12 protein-coding genes are annotated in these 15,210 nt (G+C 70.3%); 4 read left to right on the plus strand and 8 right to left on the minus strand.

The genetic code is table 11. From position 1 onward, the window contains the following. Positions 1-62: 62 nt before the first annotated feature. The 8 genes from ACQEWB_RS19265 to ACQEWB_RS19300 form a co-directional block, all read right to left on the minus strand. Positions 63-680 (minus strand): CGNR zinc finger domain-containing protein, encoded by a 618-nt coding sequence (locus ACQEWB_RS19265; RefSeq protein ID WP_432832577.1) that lies wholly within the window; start codon positions 678-680, stop codon positions 63-65. A gap of 405 nt (positions 681-1,085) precedes the next feature. Next, complete coding sequence (locus ACQEWB_RS19270; protein ID WP_432832579.1) at positions 1,086-2,246, minus strand: uroporphyrinogen-III synthase; 1,161 nt, start codon at positions 2,244-2,246, stop codon at positions 1,086-1,088. Positions 2,247-2,362: 116 nt separating this feature from the next. After that, a complete protein-coding gene (locus tag ACQEWB_RS19275) occupies positions 2,363-3,715 on the minus strand; it encodes a nitrate/nitrite transporter (protein ID WP_432832581.1) in 1,353 nt (450 codons plus the stop codon). Between the two features lie 167 nt (positions 3,716-3,882). Continuing rightward, the gene (locus tag ACQEWB_RS19280; protein ID WP_432832583.1) at positions 3,883-5,019 is read right to left on the minus strand and encodes an FG-GAP repeat domain-containing protein; all 1,137 of its coding nucleotides are present in this window, start codon (positions 5,017-5,019) and stop codon (positions 3,883-3,885) included. A gap of 65 nt (positions 5,020-5,084) precedes the next feature. Further along, complete coding sequence (locus ACQEWB_RS19285) at positions 5,085-6,290, minus strand: acyltransferase family protein (RefSeq protein ID WP_432832585.1); 1,206 nt, start codon at positions 6,288-6,290, stop codon at positions 5,085-5,087. Beyond that, a complete protein-coding gene (locus ACQEWB_RS19290) occupies positions 6,287-8,488 on the minus strand; it encodes a glycosyltransferase (RefSeq protein WP_432832587.1) in 2,202 nt (733 codons plus the stop codon). Before ACQEWB_RS19290 ends, ACQEWB_RS19285 begins: the two co-directional genes overlap by 4 nt. Beyond that, positions 8,488-9,459: a hypothetical protein gene (locus ACQEWB_RS19295; RefSeq protein WP_432832589.1), complete on the minus strand. Its 972-nt coding sequence runs from the start codon at positions 9,457-9,459 to the stop codon at positions 8,488-8,490. Before ACQEWB_RS19295 ends, ACQEWB_RS19290 begins: the two co-directional genes overlap by 1 nt. A 150-nt stretch (positions 9,460-9,609) precedes the next feature. Next, positions 9,610-10,581: a LysR family transcriptional regulator gene (locus tag ACQEWB_RS19300; protein ID WP_432832591.1), complete on the minus strand. Its 972-nt coding sequence runs from the start codon at positions 10,579-10,581 to the stop codon at positions 9,610-9,612. A gap of 97 nt (positions 10,582-10,678) precedes the next feature. On the opposite strand from ACQEWB_RS19300, the gene ACQEWB_RS19305 reads away from it, so the two are divergent. The 4 genes from ACQEWB_RS19305 (at position 10,679) to ACQEWB_RS19320 (ending at position 15,206) form a co-directional block, all read left to right on the plus strand. Further along, positions 10,679-11,995 carry an MFS transporter gene (locus ACQEWB_RS19305; protein WP_432832593.1) on the plus strand — a complete coding sequence of 439 codons (1,317 nt, stop codon included), beginning with the start codon at positions 10,679-10,681 and terminating at the stop codon, positions 11,993-11,995. A 138-nt stretch (positions 11,996-12,133) separates the two neighbouring features. Continuing rightward, positions 12,134-13,429 carry an extracellular solute-binding protein gene (locus ACQEWB_RS19310; RefSeq protein WP_432832595.1) on the plus strand — a complete coding sequence of 432 codons (1,296 nt, stop codon included), beginning with the start codon at positions 12,134-12,136 and terminating at the stop codon, positions 13,427-13,429. Continuing rightward, positions 13,426-14,385, plus strand: coding sequence for a carbohydrate ABC transporter permease (locus ACQEWB_RS19315; RefSeq protein WP_432832597.1), 960 nt, complete (start codon positions 13,426-13,428; stop codon positions 14,383-14,385). Before ACQEWB_RS19310 ends, ACQEWB_RS19315 begins: the two co-directional genes overlap by 4 nt. After that, positions 14,382-15,206 (plus strand): carbohydrate ABC transporter permease, encoded by an 825-nt coding sequence (locus tag ACQEWB_RS19320; protein ID WP_432832599.1) that lies wholly within the window; start codon positions 14,382-14,384, stop codon positions 15,204-15,206. Before ACQEWB_RS19315 ends, ACQEWB_RS19320 begins: the two co-directional genes overlap by 4 nt. Positions 15,207-15,210 lie beyond the last annotated feature (4 nt).

The following is a 15,210-nucleotide window of genomic DNA, read 5'->3' on the forward strand; positions in this document are numbered from 1 at the left end:
GTTGTCGAAATCACTTCGACAACACTACGCCTCACACCTCACACAAGCGGCATAGCGGACAACTAGACGCGGGCGAGTGCCGCCCGCCGACGGTGCCGGGCCACCCTTTCGCGGTTCCCACAGACCTCACTGGAGCACCAGCGCCTCCTGCGCCCCCGGGACGAATCCACGTAAACGATCGGGCAGTTGTCGCCCTCGCACTGACGCAGACTCGCTCTCGCGACGGGGTCGGTGAGCAGCTCCACGGCATCCCGCGCGATGGCCCCGAGCAACTCCTCGCACCCCGGCGGACCGATCAACTCCCGCACCAGCGCCCCGTCCTCGCCGCGCACGGCCCGCGGGGCGGGCGGGGCGACCCGGGCGAGCTCGTTCACCCGGGCGAGCGCGATGTCGTACGACGTCCGGAGCGCGAGCTCGTACGACGGCCTGCCCACCGCCAGTCCGCCCCGCACCAACTGCCCGACCTGGCCCCGCAGTTCGCGGAAGCCGACCAGCCACGAGGCGTCCGCGTGGGCGAGCGACGTGCCCGGCGGGACCAGGCCCGCGCCCGCGATCCAGGCGCTCAGCACGTCGAGGGAGTCGAACCGTTCCTCGGGGTGTGTGGTCGCGAGGAGATCCAGGCTGATCCGCCCGGCGTCGAACCGCAGCTCGTAGGGGGCCGTGGCCGTACCCAGTGCCATGTGCCTGTCACCGCCTAGGGGTTGCCCCGGGGCGCGGGGCCGGTGAGATGCGTGAGAGGGGGCTGGGGGAGATACGAGGGAGTGGGGCTGGGGAGATACGCGGGAGTGGGGCTCAGAGAACCGTTCCCTCATACAGTGCCTGCCCGTTCTCGCGGCCGGAACCCCTCGTACCCGCCGCGACGGCTGGACGACGGCTTATGCGGGCGCGCGTCTCGGCGGGGTCTTCTACATCTTCGCCTGCGCGATCATGCCGGCGCTGGCCCGCCGCGACGACCGGGTCTACGTCGAGGTCATGCGGAACGCTGGCGTACGCGACGGACCCGACGGCGGCACGGGAGCACTTCGAGGATCCGTGGGTGGCGTGGAACGTGGTGCGGGGCCTGGGGGCGGCAGCCCCCAGCATCCCTACACGTCCGCGTACTTGGAATCGGCGGCAGGGTCGAGCGCCAGCCGATACCCCCGCTTCACCACCGTCTGAATCAACTTCGGCGCCCCAAGAGCCGTCCGCAGCCGAGCCATCGCGGTCTCCACCGCATGCTCGTCCCGCCCCGCACCCGGCAACGCCCGCAACAGCTCGGCCCGGGCCACCACCCACCCCGGCCGCCGCGACAGCGCCCGCAGCAGCGACATCCCGGCCGGCGGCACCGGCTTCAGGTCCCCGTCCACCAGCACCGCATGCCCCCGGATCTCCACCCGGTGCCCGGCGATGGGCAGCGTCCGCGCCCGCCCCGGCAGCTCCTGGCACAACAACTGCACCAGCGGCCCCAACCGGAACCGCTCCGGCGACACCGTGTCGACCCCGCGCGCCTGCAAGGGCAGCGCGGTGACCGGCCCGACACAGGCCGGCAGCACGTCATGGTGGAGCGCGGCCAGGAACTCGGGCAGCAGCCCCCGTTCCTCGGCCCGGTTCAGCAGCGACGCCGCGGCCGGCGCACTGGTGAAGGTCAGCGCGTCCAGCCCCCGCGACACCGTGGCGTCGAGGAGCCGGTCCAGCGGCCCGATCTCCTCCGGCGGCATCCACCGGTACACCGGCACCCCGACGACCTCACCCCCGGCCACCCGCAGCGACTCCACGAAGCCCGGCAGCGGTTCACCGTGCAGCTGTACGGCGATCCGGCGCCCGTCGACCCCTTCCTCCAGGAGCCGGTCCAGCACCTCGGCCATGGACTCGCTGGACGGCGACCACTCCTCGGTCAGCCCGGCGGCCCGGATGGCGCCCTTGACCTTGGGCCCGCGGGCGAGCAGCTCGACCCCGCGCAGCCGGTCGAGCAGCGACTCCCCCAGGCCCCATCCCTCGGCGGCCTCGACCCACCCCCGGAAACCGATGGCGGTGGTGGCCACGACGACATCCGGCGCCTGGTCGATGAGGTCCTTCGTCGCCGCCAGCAGCTCGCTGTCGTCGGCGAGCGGCACGATGCGCAGGGCGGGTGCGTGCAGGACGGCGGCTCCCCGTCGCTGCAGCAGTGCGCCCAGCTCGTCGGCCCGGCGCGCGGCCGTCACGCCGACCGTGAAGCCGGCCAGCGGCCCGTGCCGGGCGGTGTCGGGTTGCTGCTGTTCGTCGTACATGGCTCTCGTCCCGAAGAGTCGTCGTACCTGCAGTACGGCGGTACTGCCTGCATGCCGATCGAGCCTGTCAACGGTCCGTGACAGGCTCGGTTCGGCTTGATGTCGCCGGTGTTACGTCACACCTCGGCGTAGCTGAGCTGCGGCTTCGCCTCTGCGGCGGCCTCGGCCTCGGCCTCGCCCACCGGACGACGAAGGTATACGGCCCAGGTCACTCCGAAGCAGAGGGCGTAGAAGGCGAGGAAGACCACGAAGGCGCCGGTGCCGGAGCCGTTGGAGAGGAAGGACTGGCGGAAGGCCATGTTGATGCCGACACCGCCGAGCGCGCCGACCGCGCCGATGAGCCCCATGGAGGCCCCGGAGAGCCGGCGCCCGTAGGCCGCGGCCTCTTCCCCTTCCAGTCCCCTGGCGAGGGCCTTGGCCTGGAAGATGCCCGGGATCATCTTGAAGGTGGACCCGTTGCCGAGCCCGCTCAGCATGAACAGCACCACGAAGACGCTGACGAACAGCGGCAGCGACTTCTGCATGCTGGCCACGACCAGGACCGCGGTCGCGGCGGCCATGCCTACGTAGTTGTAGAGGGAGATCTTCGCGCCGCCGTACTTGTCGGCGAGCCAGCCGCCGACCGGCCGGATCAGCGAGCCGAGCAGCGGGCCGATGAAGGTGAGGTAGGCGGCCTGCAGCGGCGTACGGCCGAACTGGACCTGCAGCACCTGCCCGAAGGCGAAGGCGTACCCGATGAACGAGCCGAAGGTCCCGATGTAGAGGAAGGACATGATCCAGGTGTGCGCGTCCTTCACGGCGTCCTTGGCGGCCCCGGTGTCGTTCTTCACGGTCGCGAGGTTGTCCATGTAGAGCGCGGCGAGGACGGCGGCGACGACGATGAGCGGGATGTAGATCCCGAGCAGGACCCTCGGCCCGCCGCTCGCCCCGATGACCGCGAGGGCCACCAGCTGGATGACCGGCACGCCGATGTTGCCGCCACCGGCGTTCAGGCCCAGCGCCCACCCCTTCTTCCTGAGCGGGAAGAAGGCGTTGATGTTGGTCATGGAGGAGGCGAAGTTGCCGCCGCCGACGCCGGCCAGCAGACCGATCCACAGCAGGGTGTCGAAGGACGTCCCCGGCTTGACCACCGCGAACGCGGCGACGGTCGGGACGAGCAGCAGACCGGCCGAGATGATCGTCCAGTTCCGCCCGCCGAAGATGGCGACGGCGAAGGTGTACGGCACCCGGACCACGGCGCCGACCAGCGTCACCATGGACGTCAGCAGGAACTTGTCGGCCGGGGTGAGCCCGTACTCCGGGCCCATGAAGAGCACCAGCACGGACCACATGGTCCAGATCGAGAACCCGATGTGCTCGGAGAGAACGGAGAAGAACAGATTGCGCTTGGCGATCTTCTCGCCGGTCTCGTTCCAGAAGGTCTCGTCCTCGGGATCCCACTGCTGGATCCACTTGCCAGCGGCTGTCATGACGCCTCCACGGTGCTCCGGGGCTCGGTCGTGCTCGGGGGCAGATGAGCGGTGATGAGTCCCGAAGGTAGGGAGGCGGCGTTTCCGCCCTGTGGCACCGGGTGACCGGAAGGGAACTTTGCTCTCACCCCGCCCGGGGGCGGGATGAGAGGTAGTGCGTCGGTACGTTACGAACAGCTCCCCTGGAAGACTTCGACCTGAGAGGCCGCGCTGGCGGCGACCACGACATCGGCGTCCCCGTCCCCGTCGAAGTCGGCGACTGCGGCGTCGTAAGCACCGTCCGCACTCAGTGCCGCGAGCTCGGCGAGCCCGTCGCTCCCTCCCGCATACACGGCGACGGAGTCCCCCTGGAGCGAAGAGACGAGCACGTCGTCGACACCGTCCCCGTTGACGTCACCGGAGCCGACGGCGACGGGGAGGGAGCCGGTGGTGTAGGTCGTAGCCGCCTGGAACGTCCCGTCGCCGTCCCCCGGAAGCACATCAAGAGCGTCGGATCCATTGCTCACGGCGGCGAGGTCGAGGCTGCCGTCCCCATCGAAGTCCCCGGCGGCAAGGGAGTAGAGCCGAGAGGTGGCGGAGTAGCTCACGGCACTCCCGAGCCCGCCCTCCCCGTCCCCGAGTAGCACGCTGATCCCCGCGCTGCCGACACTGGCGGTCGCCACATCCACGCTCCCGTCCCCGTCGAAGTCCCCGACGACGATGCCGTGGGGTTGAGCCCCGGTGGCGGTCTCCCCTTCGTCCTCGAAACCGCCGTCACCCTTACCGAGCAGCACTCGTACGGAGCTGGTGCTCTGCTCGGCGACGAGAAGATCGGGATTCCCGTCCCCGTCGAGGTCGGCGGTGGCGAGGGCGCGTGGGGACGCACTGACTCCGATGGAGGTGGCATCACCGAAGCCGCCATCCCCCTTGTTACTGAGCACGCTGACGGTCGCACCCCCGAAGTCGGCGGTGGCGAGGTCGAGATCACCGTCCCCGTCGAAGTCGGCGGCAACGGTCTGGTACGGGTGCGTGCCGACGGTGTAGGCGACGCCGTCGGCGAAGGTCCCGTCCCCGTTGCCGAGCAGGACGGTGATCGAGTTCCCCTCGAGATCGGCGGCTACGACGTCCTGGTCCCCGTCCCCGTCGAGGTCGGCGGTGAGGACGTGGCGGGGGTTGGTGCCGGTGGTGGCGGTGGTGGACCGGGTGAAGGTGGGGGTGGCGCAGGAGGACGCGGCGGCTTGGGCGGGGGCGACCAGGGCGAGGCTGGAGCCGGCGGCCAGGGCGAGGGCGGCGACCATTGCTGATGTGCGTTGGTTTCCCGTCATGGACGCCGGAAGGTAGCGAGCGGGGCTGTGGTGGGCGTGTCAGGGGACTGTGGGCGGGTCACAAGCTACTGGCCCCCGTTGGGCCACAACCGCGCCCCCCGCTTCGCCGCGATGTCCTCGATCCACCCGAACCCCAGGATCACCAGCCCGATCAGCGGCCACACCAGCAGGAACATCCACAGCATGTACGACGAGTCCAGTGCCGCCACCGCCCGGTCGCTCTGCATGAACGGGAGGTCGTAGGCCTGGTCGATGATCGGGACCGTGGCCATGATCAGCATGTTGTGCCAGAGGTAGATCGTGACGGCGCGGTTGTTGGACAGGGTGACGAGCTTGTCCCACTTCGCCAGGCGGCCCGGCAGCTCCTGCCAGGAGGGCGAGTACTGGAGCAGGATCACCACGAAGCCGAAGGACCAGGTCGCCTGGGCCAGTGGGATGTCGTTCAGGTCCCAGCCGTCGGGGCCCAGGTGGCCCGACGCCCACCACAGGCCGAACGCCATCAGCAGTGCCGAGCAGGAGACGGCCGCATAGCGCGGGATGCGTTGCAGCACGCCCTCGTGGTGGGCGAAGCCCAGCACCCAGCAGCCGCCGTACACCGCGAAGTCGGTGACCGCGTTGCCCGTCTCGCCGGGGATGGACACCAGGCCCGTGCCGACGATCGCCGTCAGCGCCAGGGGGGCGAGGAGCGTGGCCCACGGCACCCGGCGGAACGCCCACAGCAGCAGCGGGGACGCCACGACGAACCAGAGGTACGCACGGAGGTACCAGAGGGGTCCGCACGCCTGGACCGCCCAAGTGTCCTCCAGGAGGCCCGACTTGGAGCCGATGTGCCAGGGGAAGGGCGGGGCGCCGATCGGGATGACGTAGTTGATCAGGTCCACGACGCCCCAGGTGCCGCCATGGTCGGGGTCCTTCACCGGGTTCCAGCCGCCCGCGAACATCAGCGCCAGCGCCACCGCGCTGAACGCCCAGAGGGGAGGCAGCAGTCGCCGGACCCGGCCGCGGATCACGCCCAGGGCCGGGCGCTTCAGGGACCGTGCCATCAGCGAGCCCGCCAGTGCGAACATCACGCCCATGGAGGGGAACAGGACCGTCAGCCAGGCCCAGCCGAAGAGGTGGTAGACGACCACGCGGACCAGGGCCATGGAGCGGAGGAGGTCCAGGTAGCGGTCCCGGCCGCCCGGCCTCCTCGCCCCGGCGGCAGGCGCCGGCGCCGGTTGCGGTTCCGGCCCACGCTGGTACGGGATCCCGGTCGTGTATCCGTGGGTCATGCCACGGGCCTCCGATCACTGCTGCTGTTGCGCGTCCGCCGGCGCGGCACCGCGCTGCCGGGCGCCTCGACGACACCCGTGCGGCGCAGCTTCTGCCAGCGCAGGCGGCCGCCGGTGAGTGCCGTGATCCAGGACTGGAGCAGCACGACATACATGAGTTGGCGGTAGAGGATCTGCTGGAGCGGGAGGGAGACGAGGTGGGTCATGCGCTCGCGGTCGAGGCGGAAGGCGTACGCGGCGCAGGTCGCCTGGATCGCCAGTACGCCCAGCCAGGCCACGATCGTCTTCTGCGTCGGGCCGAACACGACGCCGTACAGGAGGAACACGTCGATCAGCGGAGCCAGTAGCGGGGCCACGACCATGAACAGCGACACCAGCGGCAGGCCCACCCGGCCGAAGCGGCCCGAGGGGCCCCGCTCCACCAGTGCCCCGCGGTGCTTCCAGATCGCCTGCATCGTGCCGTACGACCAGCGGTAGCGCTGGGACCAGAGCTGCTGGACCGACTCCGGGGCCTCCGTCCAGGCGCGGGCCTTCTCGGCGTAGACCACCCGCCAGCCGTCCCGGTGCATCGCCATCGTGATGTCGGTGTCCTCGGCGAGGGTGTCGTCGCTCATGCCGCCGACCCGTTCCAGCGCCGAGCGGCGGAAGGCTCCGACGGCCCCGGGGATCGTCGGCATGCAGCGCAGGATGTCGTACATACGGCGGTCGAGGTTGAAGCCCATCACGTACTCGATGTGCTGCCAGGCGCCGATCAGGGAGTCGCGGTTGCCGACCTTCGCGTTGCCGGCGACGGCGCCCACCTGCGGGTCGCCGAAGGGCTGGACGAGTTCGCGGACCGTGGACGGTTCGAAGACGGTGTCGCCGTCCATCATCACGACGATGTCGTGACGGGCGTTCGCCAGGCCCCGGTTGAGGGCCGCAGGCTTGCCCGCGTTCAGCTGGCGGACCACCCGGACGTTCGGCAGGCCCATCGACTCGACGATCCTCGCCGTGCCGTCGCTGGAACCGTCGTCGATGACGATCACCTCGACGGGGTGCTCGCTCGCCATGAGTGAACGGACCGTGTTCTCGATGCACTTGGCCTCGTTGTACGCGGGGACCAGCACCGACACCGGTTCCGTCACCGGCGGGCCCCAGCTGAAGCCCCGGCGCCGCACGCGGCGGGCATGGACGCCGGACAGCAGGAGCATGAGCACGAAGCGGGCGATCACCAGGGCGCCGATCACCGCGAGGCCGACCGCCATCACGCTGGTGACGCCGTCGGAGGCGCCGACCAGGAAGACCCAGGCCTTGCCCTTCCACAGGTCGGGGCCGGAGACCGGGGTCAGGGCGCTGGGGGCGTTCAGGGCCTCGGTGAGGTTGTCGAACTCGTAGCCCTGGCGCTGGAGTTCGGGCAGAAGCCGGTCGAGCGCCCGCACGGTCTGGTGGCGGTCGCCGCCGGAGTCGTGCATGAGGACGATGGCGCCCTTGCCGCCATGCGGGGTGGCGTTGCGGATGATCTGGTCGACGCCCGGCTTGCGCCAGTCCTCGCTGTCGGTGTTGTTGACGACGGTGAGATAGCCCTTGGTGCCGATGTACTTCGTCACCGGCCAGGACTTGTCGTCCATGGCGTCCGCGAAGGAGGAGTACGGCGGCCGGAAGATCGAGCTGCGGATGCCGGCCGCGCCCGCGAGCGCCAGCTGGTTCTGGGACAGCTCCCAGTCGATGCGCTTCTCGGACTGGTAGGAGAGGTCGGGGTGGTTGAAGGTGTGCAGCCCCACCTCGTGGCCCTCGGCCACCATCCGCCGGACCAGCTCCGGGTGGCGGGAGGTCATGGTGCCGGTGACGAAGAAGACCGCGTGGGCGTGGTGCTTCTTCAGCACGTCCAGGACCTTCGGGGTCCAGACCGGGTCCGGGCCGTCGTCGAAGGTGAGGACCAGACGGTGGTCCGGCACCCGCATGCTGGTCGTCCTGCCGCTGCGGGTGTCGATGACCGGGCCGCCGTCCAGGATCCGCTCCGGCACCTTGTCGGTGGCGGCCTCGGGGCGGATGCGGTGGTCGGCGAGGATCTCGCTGTGCACGTAGCCGCGGAGCATCAGCATCGCCATCAAGGCGACGAGGACGAGGCTGGGCAGCAGCAGGCGCATGGGCACTCGGCGACGCGGAGAGCCGTCACGGGCTCCGCTCGGGGGCCCGTGGCGGCGGGTGCGGGATGCCATCAGAGGAGGTTCTCCGGGGACGGGGAGGCGCGCGAGGTGCCGGGAGCGGCCCGGTCCTCGGCGAGCGGACGGGGCATGCTCGGGCCGTCGGCGACCGTGGCGGTGCCGGGCCCTACGGCGGACTCGGTCGGGGTGACCGGGCTCTCGCTGGGGCTGGGGTCGGGAGCGGCGGACGTCGGATCGGCGGAGGTCGACGGGTCGGGGTCGCCCGCGCCGGTGCCGGGCTTGGCCGTGGTCCTCGTCGCCGTCGGCTCGGGAGCACTGGACGCGTCCGTCCCGCGCGAGCCGGCCGTCGCGCCGGGCGCGCTGCCGCTCGCGTCCGCCGACGGCGTCGTACCGCCGCCGGCGCTCGGCGTGGCACCGGGCGACACACCGGCGCTGTCCGAGGGCGGCGCCGACTCCGTGGGCACCGTGGAGGGCTCGACCTGTCCGGCCGGCTGCTCGTCCTGCTGCCCCGGCACCGGCAGCCAGGGCGCGTCGGAGCTGCCGGACAGCAGGGTTACGACGATGACGACCGCGTAGACCGCGCAGGCCATGGCGACGGCGATGCCCAGCCGACGGAAGCGGCGGCTGCGGCGGCCGGACTCGTCGACGAACACCGGCCCGTCGCCGCCCTCGGCGCCATCGCCCTCGGCCTTGCGCAGCCGCAGATCCTGCTGGAGGGCGACCGCGTCGAGCTGGACGGTCACCTCGTGCGGGTCATGGGTGTGCGCCGGATCGGCCGACGACTCCCAGGGGTCGCGGGGAGCCTGGCGAAAGGTATCGCCCGGGCGGCCGCCGGTCGGCGGGACACCGCTCCGGGAGGTTCCGCTTTCCCCGAACGCACGCCACCCGGTGACCGGATCCGAGCGGTCGGCATCCATCCGGACGGCCTGCCCGTACGGGTCCTCCGCCGCCGGAACGGCCTGGGTGCCGGATGCCTCGTCGGGCCATTCCGGTTGGGCGTCTTCCCGCCACTTTTTCGCGCGCACCTACATCCCCCCACGGGACTGTTCCGGGTGCGCACACGACTCCGAGCACCGTCGCTGAACCCGGCCCCCACCAGGCTCCAGCGCCCCCACTACCACAGCGTGCTCGGGCCACGAATGTAGCGCACGAGGAGGTCCCGTGTTCGACATGTGTCAGTTGCGCGGTCGAACGAGCTCTCGATCGATGGCCGGAACCCATCCTTCAGCGGGCGCCCGCAGCCAGCCCTCCGCGGCCGAGAGCTCGCGCGCGGCCCGTCGAAGCGCGTCGAATCCGGGGTGCACCAGCCCCTTCCGCCACACAAGTGACACCGGAGACAAAGGCACGGGATCGATCAGCGGCCGCAGCACCCGCCCGGCCATGGCCGGAAAGTCCACCACGGCGAGGATCGGGCTCCGCATCTTGGCCATGATCCGCTCGAACTCCTCGTCCCCGACGGCGAGCGGCGCGGGCGGCGCGATCCCTATGCCCCGCCCGTCGAACAGGCTGCGGGCGAGGTCCGTCCACTCGGGCGTACGGGGGTTTCCGGCGCCCGCGTACACCGTCTCGCCGGCCAGCTCGGCCAGCGGCACCGCCGCCAGGGACGCCAGTCGATGGTCCTCGGGCAGTACGACGGCCATCGGCTCGTAGCGCACGGGCTGGTGGTCGAGGCGGCCGCGCAGCACCGGGTCCAGGCCCGCGAACCGGCCGAACGACGCGTCGAGGCGCCCGGCGAGGAGTTCCTCCGCCGCACCGGTCAGGCCGCTCTCGTAGCGGGCCATCAGCTCGTGTTCGGGGGCGAGTTCACGGGCCCGGAGCAGCACGCGGCGGGCGGTGACCGCGTCCCGGTAGTTGAGGTCGACCAGCAGTGGGCGGGCCTGCCCGAAGGCGCCGAGCAGCTCGTCCTGCGCCGCGAGCACCCGGCGGGCGTACGGCAGCAGCCGCGCACCGTCGGCCGTGAGGGCCACCTGCCGGGTGGACCGTACGAACAGGTCGGCCCCCAACTCCCGCTCCAGGCGCCGCACATCACGGCTCAGCGCCTGCTGGGCGACGTAGAGCCGGGCCGCGGCACGGGTGAAGTGCAGCTCCTCGGCGACGGTGACGAAGGCGCGCAGGAGACGGGGGTCGAGGTCACGGGGTGCGGGCATCCGGCGAACGTACACCGGGCATTGACAACACGGATGTGTGAATCGGTACGGAGAAGGTGTTGGACCGCTTGATCGCCGACCGGCGACCGTGGTGCCCATGCCGCAACCGCCCTCCAGGAAGCCCCTGTTGCTCACGGTCACCGCCGACACCCTCGTGATCGCCGACTTCAACTCCCGTACCGGAAACCGCCGTTCGGGCAACCGCCCACCCGGCCCCTACCGCCGCCTCTTCACCGTCCCCGGCGCCCGCGCCTTCACCCTCGGCAACCTCCTCGCCCGGCTGCCCATGGGCATGTTCGGCGTGAGCGCGGTGGTGATGATCGCCGGGGCGCGCGGCTCGTACGCCCTGGCCGGCGCCGTCTGCGCGACCGGCCTCGCGGCGACCGCCCTGGTCGCCCCCTGGACCGCACGGCTCGTGGACCGGCACGGGCAGGCCCGGATCGCCGTACCGGCCACCGCGATCGCCGCGCTCGGCGCCCTCGCCCTTCTCCTCTGCGTGCACTACGACGCCCCGGCCTGGACCCTCTTCGCCGCCTACGCCGCCACCGCCACGACCCCCAACATCGGCGGCATGTCCCGCGCCCGCTGGAACCACCTGCTCAAGGGCGACGACCGTGCGCTGCACACCGCCAACTCCTTCGAACAGGCCGCCGACGAGCTGTGTTTCATGCTGGGCCCGGTGTTCGCGGCCTTCCTGTGCGGGACCTTCTTCCCGGAGGCGGGCACGCTGGTCGGGGCGGTGCTGCTGCTGACCGGCATGCTGCTGTTCGCCGCCCAGCGGTCGACCGAGCCCCCGCCGTACGCGCGTACCGCCGCCGGGTCGCCTTTCCGGGCGCCCGGGATACCGTCCCTGCTCGCCGTCTGTCTGGCGATGGGCGCGGTGTTCGGGGCGATGGAGGTCGTGACCATCGCCTTCGCGGACGCGCACGGCCACCGCGCGGCGGCGGGGGTCGTGCTGGCGCTCCAGGCGGCCGGTTCGTGCGCGGCGGGACTGCTGTTCGGGGTGTTCCGGCCCACCGGCTCCGCCGCCGCCCGGCTCCCCTGGTGCGTCGCGGCGATGACGGCCCTGCTGACCCTGCCCCTGCTCGCCGCCGCCCGCACCGGCTCGCTCGCTTTCCTGGCGCTCGCGCTGCTCGTCGCCGGTATGGCGACCGCCCCGACCATGGTCACCACCATGACGCTGGTGCAGCAGCGCACCCCCGAGGCCCGCCTCAACGAGGGCATGACCCTCGCGGTGACCGGCCTGCTCGGCGGCATCGCGGCCGGTTCGGCGACCGGCGGCTGGATGGTGGACCACCTGTCGCCGACCGCCGGATTCGGGGTGCCGGTGACGGCCGCGGCCGTGGCGCTGATGATCTCCCTGGCCCAGCAGGCGGCAATGGATCCGAACAGCAATTCCCGTCCGATGCATTGACGGGTCCACAGCCCGCCCATACCTTCCTCCGTCGAAGCGCTTCGACGCCACGCATCGAATCGATTCGATGAATCGATCACCGGCGCGTGACGCTCCGATACCCACCCGGCTCCCCACCCGGCTCTCCTGGAGGCAGGGATGTTGACGGCACGAAGGCGTGTGACGACGGTCATGGCGGCGCTCCTGGGCGGATCGCTGCTGCTGACCGCGTGCGGCGGCTCGGACAGCGGGTCCTCCGACGCCAAGACGCTCAAGCTCTGGTACTACGAGGGCCCCGACAGCGCGATGGGCGTGGCCTGGACCGAGGCGATCAAGGAGTTCGAGGCGAAGCACCCGGGCGTCAAGGTGAAGTTCGAGGAGAAGGGCTTCGAGCAGATCCAGAAGACGGCGCCCATGATCCTCAACTCCTCGGACGCGCCCGACATCATGGAGTACAACAAGGGCAACGCGACCGCGGGCACCCTCTCCAAACAGGGCCTGCTGACCGATCTGACCGCCGAGGCCACCAAGCGCGGCTGGGACAAGAAGCTCAGCGCGGGCGTGGCCACGACCAGCATGTACGACACCAACGGCGTGATGGGCTCCGGCAAGTGGTACGGCGTGCCCAACTACGCCGAGTACACGATGGTCTACTACAACAAGGACCTCTTCAAGAAGTACGGGATCGCCGAGCCGAAGACCTTCGACGAACTCACCGCCGCCATGGACAAGTTCGTCGCGAAGGGCGTCACCCCGCTCGCCAACGCCGGCGCCGAGTACATGGCCCAGCAGTACCTCTATCAGCTCGCCCTCTCCAAGGCCGACCGTTCCTGGGTCGACAAGTACGAGCTGTACAAGGGCAAGACGGACTTCCACGACGCGGCCTGGACGTACGGCGCGACCACCTTCGCCGACTGGGTGAAGAAGGGCTACATCAGCAAGAAGTCGACCAGCACCAAGGCCGAGGACGCGGGCGTCTCCTGGATCCAGGGCAAGGCGCCGATCCTGTTCTCCGGCAGCTGGTGGTACGGCCGCTTCCAGTCGGAGGCCAAGTTCGACTGGGACACCACCCTGTGGCCCGGCTCGAACCTGACCCCGGGCTCCGGCGGCAACCTCTGGGTGGTCCCGAAAAACGCCAAGAACAAGGATCTGGCGTACGACTTCATCGACATCACCATGTCGAAGAAGATCCAGAACCTGCTCGGCAACAAGGGAGGCATCCCGGTCGCGGCCGACACCAGCGCCATCACGGACCCGAAGTCCAAGGAGCTGATCGCCAACTTCAACACGGTGAGCGGGCGCGACGGCCTCGCCTTCTACCCGGACTGGCCGGTCACCGGCTTCTACGACGTCCTGGTCTCCGAGACCCAGAAGCTGATCACGGGCAGTGAGAAACCGGACGCCTATCTGTCCAATCTCCAGCAGGCGTACGACAAGGGCGCCCCGAGCCAATGACGGTCACCGTCGAACGGGACGCGCGGGCCGTCGGCAGGCATCCGCACGCCGGCCCGCGCCGCCCCCGTACCCGCGACTCGTACGCCCTGTTCCTGCTGCCCGGCATCCTCGCCTTCACGGCGATCATCGTCGTCCCGTTCCTGATGAACACGGGCGTGAGCTTCACCGAGTGGCAGGGCATCGGCAGCCCGAAGTGGACCGGCCTCGCCAACTACCGTGAGCTGCTGGACGATTCGGAGTTCTGGGCATCCTTCCGGCACAGCCTGTTCATGGTGGTCGCGATGGCCGCCGTACCGACGGTGATCGGTCTGGTGCTGGCGGCCGCCCTGTTCGACTACATCGGCAAGCACTTCGGGTCGAAGTGGGCCACGGTGCTCCGCGCCTGCTTCTACCTCCCCCAGGTGCTGCCGATCGCGGTGGCCGGCATCGTCTGGAGCTGGATCCTCGCGCCGGACAACGGCTCCCTCAACGAGCTGTTGAAAGCAGTGGGGTTGGGCTCCTGGCAGCAGGACTGGCTCGGTGACCCGGACATCGCCCTCTACAGCGTCATGGGCGTGATGGTCTGGGTGCAGATCGGCTTCCCGCTGGTCGTCTTCATGGCCGGACTCCAGCGGGTGGACCCGCAGTTGTACGAGGCGGCCGAGTTGGACGGGGCCGGCTGGTGGCGCCGCTTCTGGCACATCACGCTGCCGCAGATCCGCCCGGAGATCTACGTCGTCCTGACCTGGTGCACGATCGCCGCGCTCAAGGTGTTCGGCGCGGTGTACGTGCTGACCAAGGGCGGCCCGGGCGGCGCGACCGACGTGCCCTCCTACTTCTCCTTCTCCACCTTCTTCGAGAAGACGCAGGTCGGCTACGGCGCCGCGATCTCCACGATCCTCACCGTGATCATCCTGGCGCTCTCCCTGGTCCTGCTGAAACTCCAGACCCGCGACGAGGAAGGGGCCCGCGCATGACCACCGCCCTGCGCCGCTACCCGGTGCTGATCGCCCTGTGCATCGCGGCCCTCTTCATGGTCGTCCCGTTCCTGATCGTCGCCGTGAACGCGGTCAAGTCCCCGGCGGAGTACTCCGAGCACGGCCCGCTGAGCCTCCCCCAGGGCCTCTACCTGGACGGCCTCAAGGACTTCTGGCAGCGGGTCGACTTCGGCCAGAAGCTCTTCAACTCGGCGCTGATCAGCGGCTCGGTGGCAGCCTTGGCCGCCGTGCTCTCGGTGCTCAACGCGTACGCGATCGGCATCGGGCGGATCAGGGGCCGCACCTGGGTGCTGGCCTTCTTCGTGCTCGCCAACATGCTGCCGCAGGAGGCGCTGGTCTACCCGATCTACTACCTGAGCAAGCAAGTCGGCCTGTACGACACGAGGTTGAGCGTGATCATCGTCTTCACGGTGATCCAGGCGGCCTTCGGCACGTATCTGCTCTCGTCGGTGCTCGGCCAGTTCCCGCGCGAGATCATCGAGGCGGCGAGGATCGACGGCGCCAACAAGTGGCAGGTGCTCTGGCGGATCGTCGTCCCGGTCAGCCGCCCGACCATCGGCGTGCTGCTCGTCTTCTTCTTCATCTGGACCTGGAACGAGTTCCTGCTCCCCCTGGTCATGCTGATCTCCAACGACAACCAGACGGTGTCGGTGGCCCTCGGCGTCCTCCAGGGCCAGCGCCTGATGGACGCCACGATGACGAACGCGGCCGCCCTGCTCGGCGTGCTCCCGGCGATCGTGTTCTTCCTCGTCTTCCAGCGGACCCTCACCCGCGGCATCGCCGTGGGTGCCGTCAAGTAAGGAC

Origin of the sequence: Streptomyces sp. CA-249302, from assembly GCF_050936785.1 — a bacterium.
Lineage (GTDB): Bacteria > Actinomycetota > Actinomycetes > Streptomycetales > Streptomycetaceae > Streptomyces.

Bases quoted from the DNA above. Each gene is read 5' to 3' on its own strand.
- ACQEWB_RS19265 (WP_432832577.1), bottom strand. From the start codon at position 680: ATGGCACTGGGTACGGCCACGGCCCCCTACGAGCTGCGGTTCGACGCC.
- ACQEWB_RS19270 (WP_432832579.1), bottom strand. From the start codon at position 2,246: ATGTACGACGAACAGCAGCAACCCGACACCGCCCGGCACGGGCCGCTG.
- ACQEWB_RS19275 (WP_432832581.1), bottom strand. From the start codon at position 3,715: ATGACAGCCGCTGGCAAGTGGATCCAGCAGTGGGATCCCGAGGACGAG.
- ACQEWB_RS19280 (WP_432832583.1), bottom strand. From the start codon at position 5,019: ATGACGGGAAACCAACGCACATCAGCAATGGTCGCCGCCCTCGCCCTG.
- ACQEWB_RS19285 (WP_432832585.1), bottom strand. From the start codon at position 6,290: ATGACCCACGGATACACGACCGGGATCCCGTACCAGCGTGGGCCGGAA.
- ACQEWB_RS19290 (WP_432832587.1), bottom strand. From the start codon at position 8,488: ATGGCATCCCGCACCCGCCGCCACGGGCCCCCGAGCGGAGCCCGTGAC.
- ACQEWB_RS19300 (WP_432832591.1), bottom strand. From the start codon at position 10,581: ATGCCCGCACCCCGTGACCTCGACCCCCGTCTCCTGCGCGCCTTCGTC.
- ACQEWB_RS19305 (WP_432832593.1), top strand. From the start codon at position 10,679: ATGCCGCAACCGCCCTCCAGGAAGCCCCTGTTGCTCACGGTCACCGCC.
- ACQEWB_RS19310 (WP_432832595.1), top strand. From the start codon at position 12,134: ATGTTGACGGCACGAAGGCGTGTGACGACGGTCATGGCGGCGCTCCTG.
- ACQEWB_RS19315 (WP_432832597.1), top strand. From the start codon at position 13,426: ATGACGGTCACCGTCGAACGGGACGCGCGGGCCGTCGGCAGGCATCCG.
- ACQEWB_RS19320 (WP_432832599.1), top strand. From the start codon at position 14,382: ATGACCACCGCCCTGCGCCGCTACCCGGTGCTGATCGCCCTGTGCATC.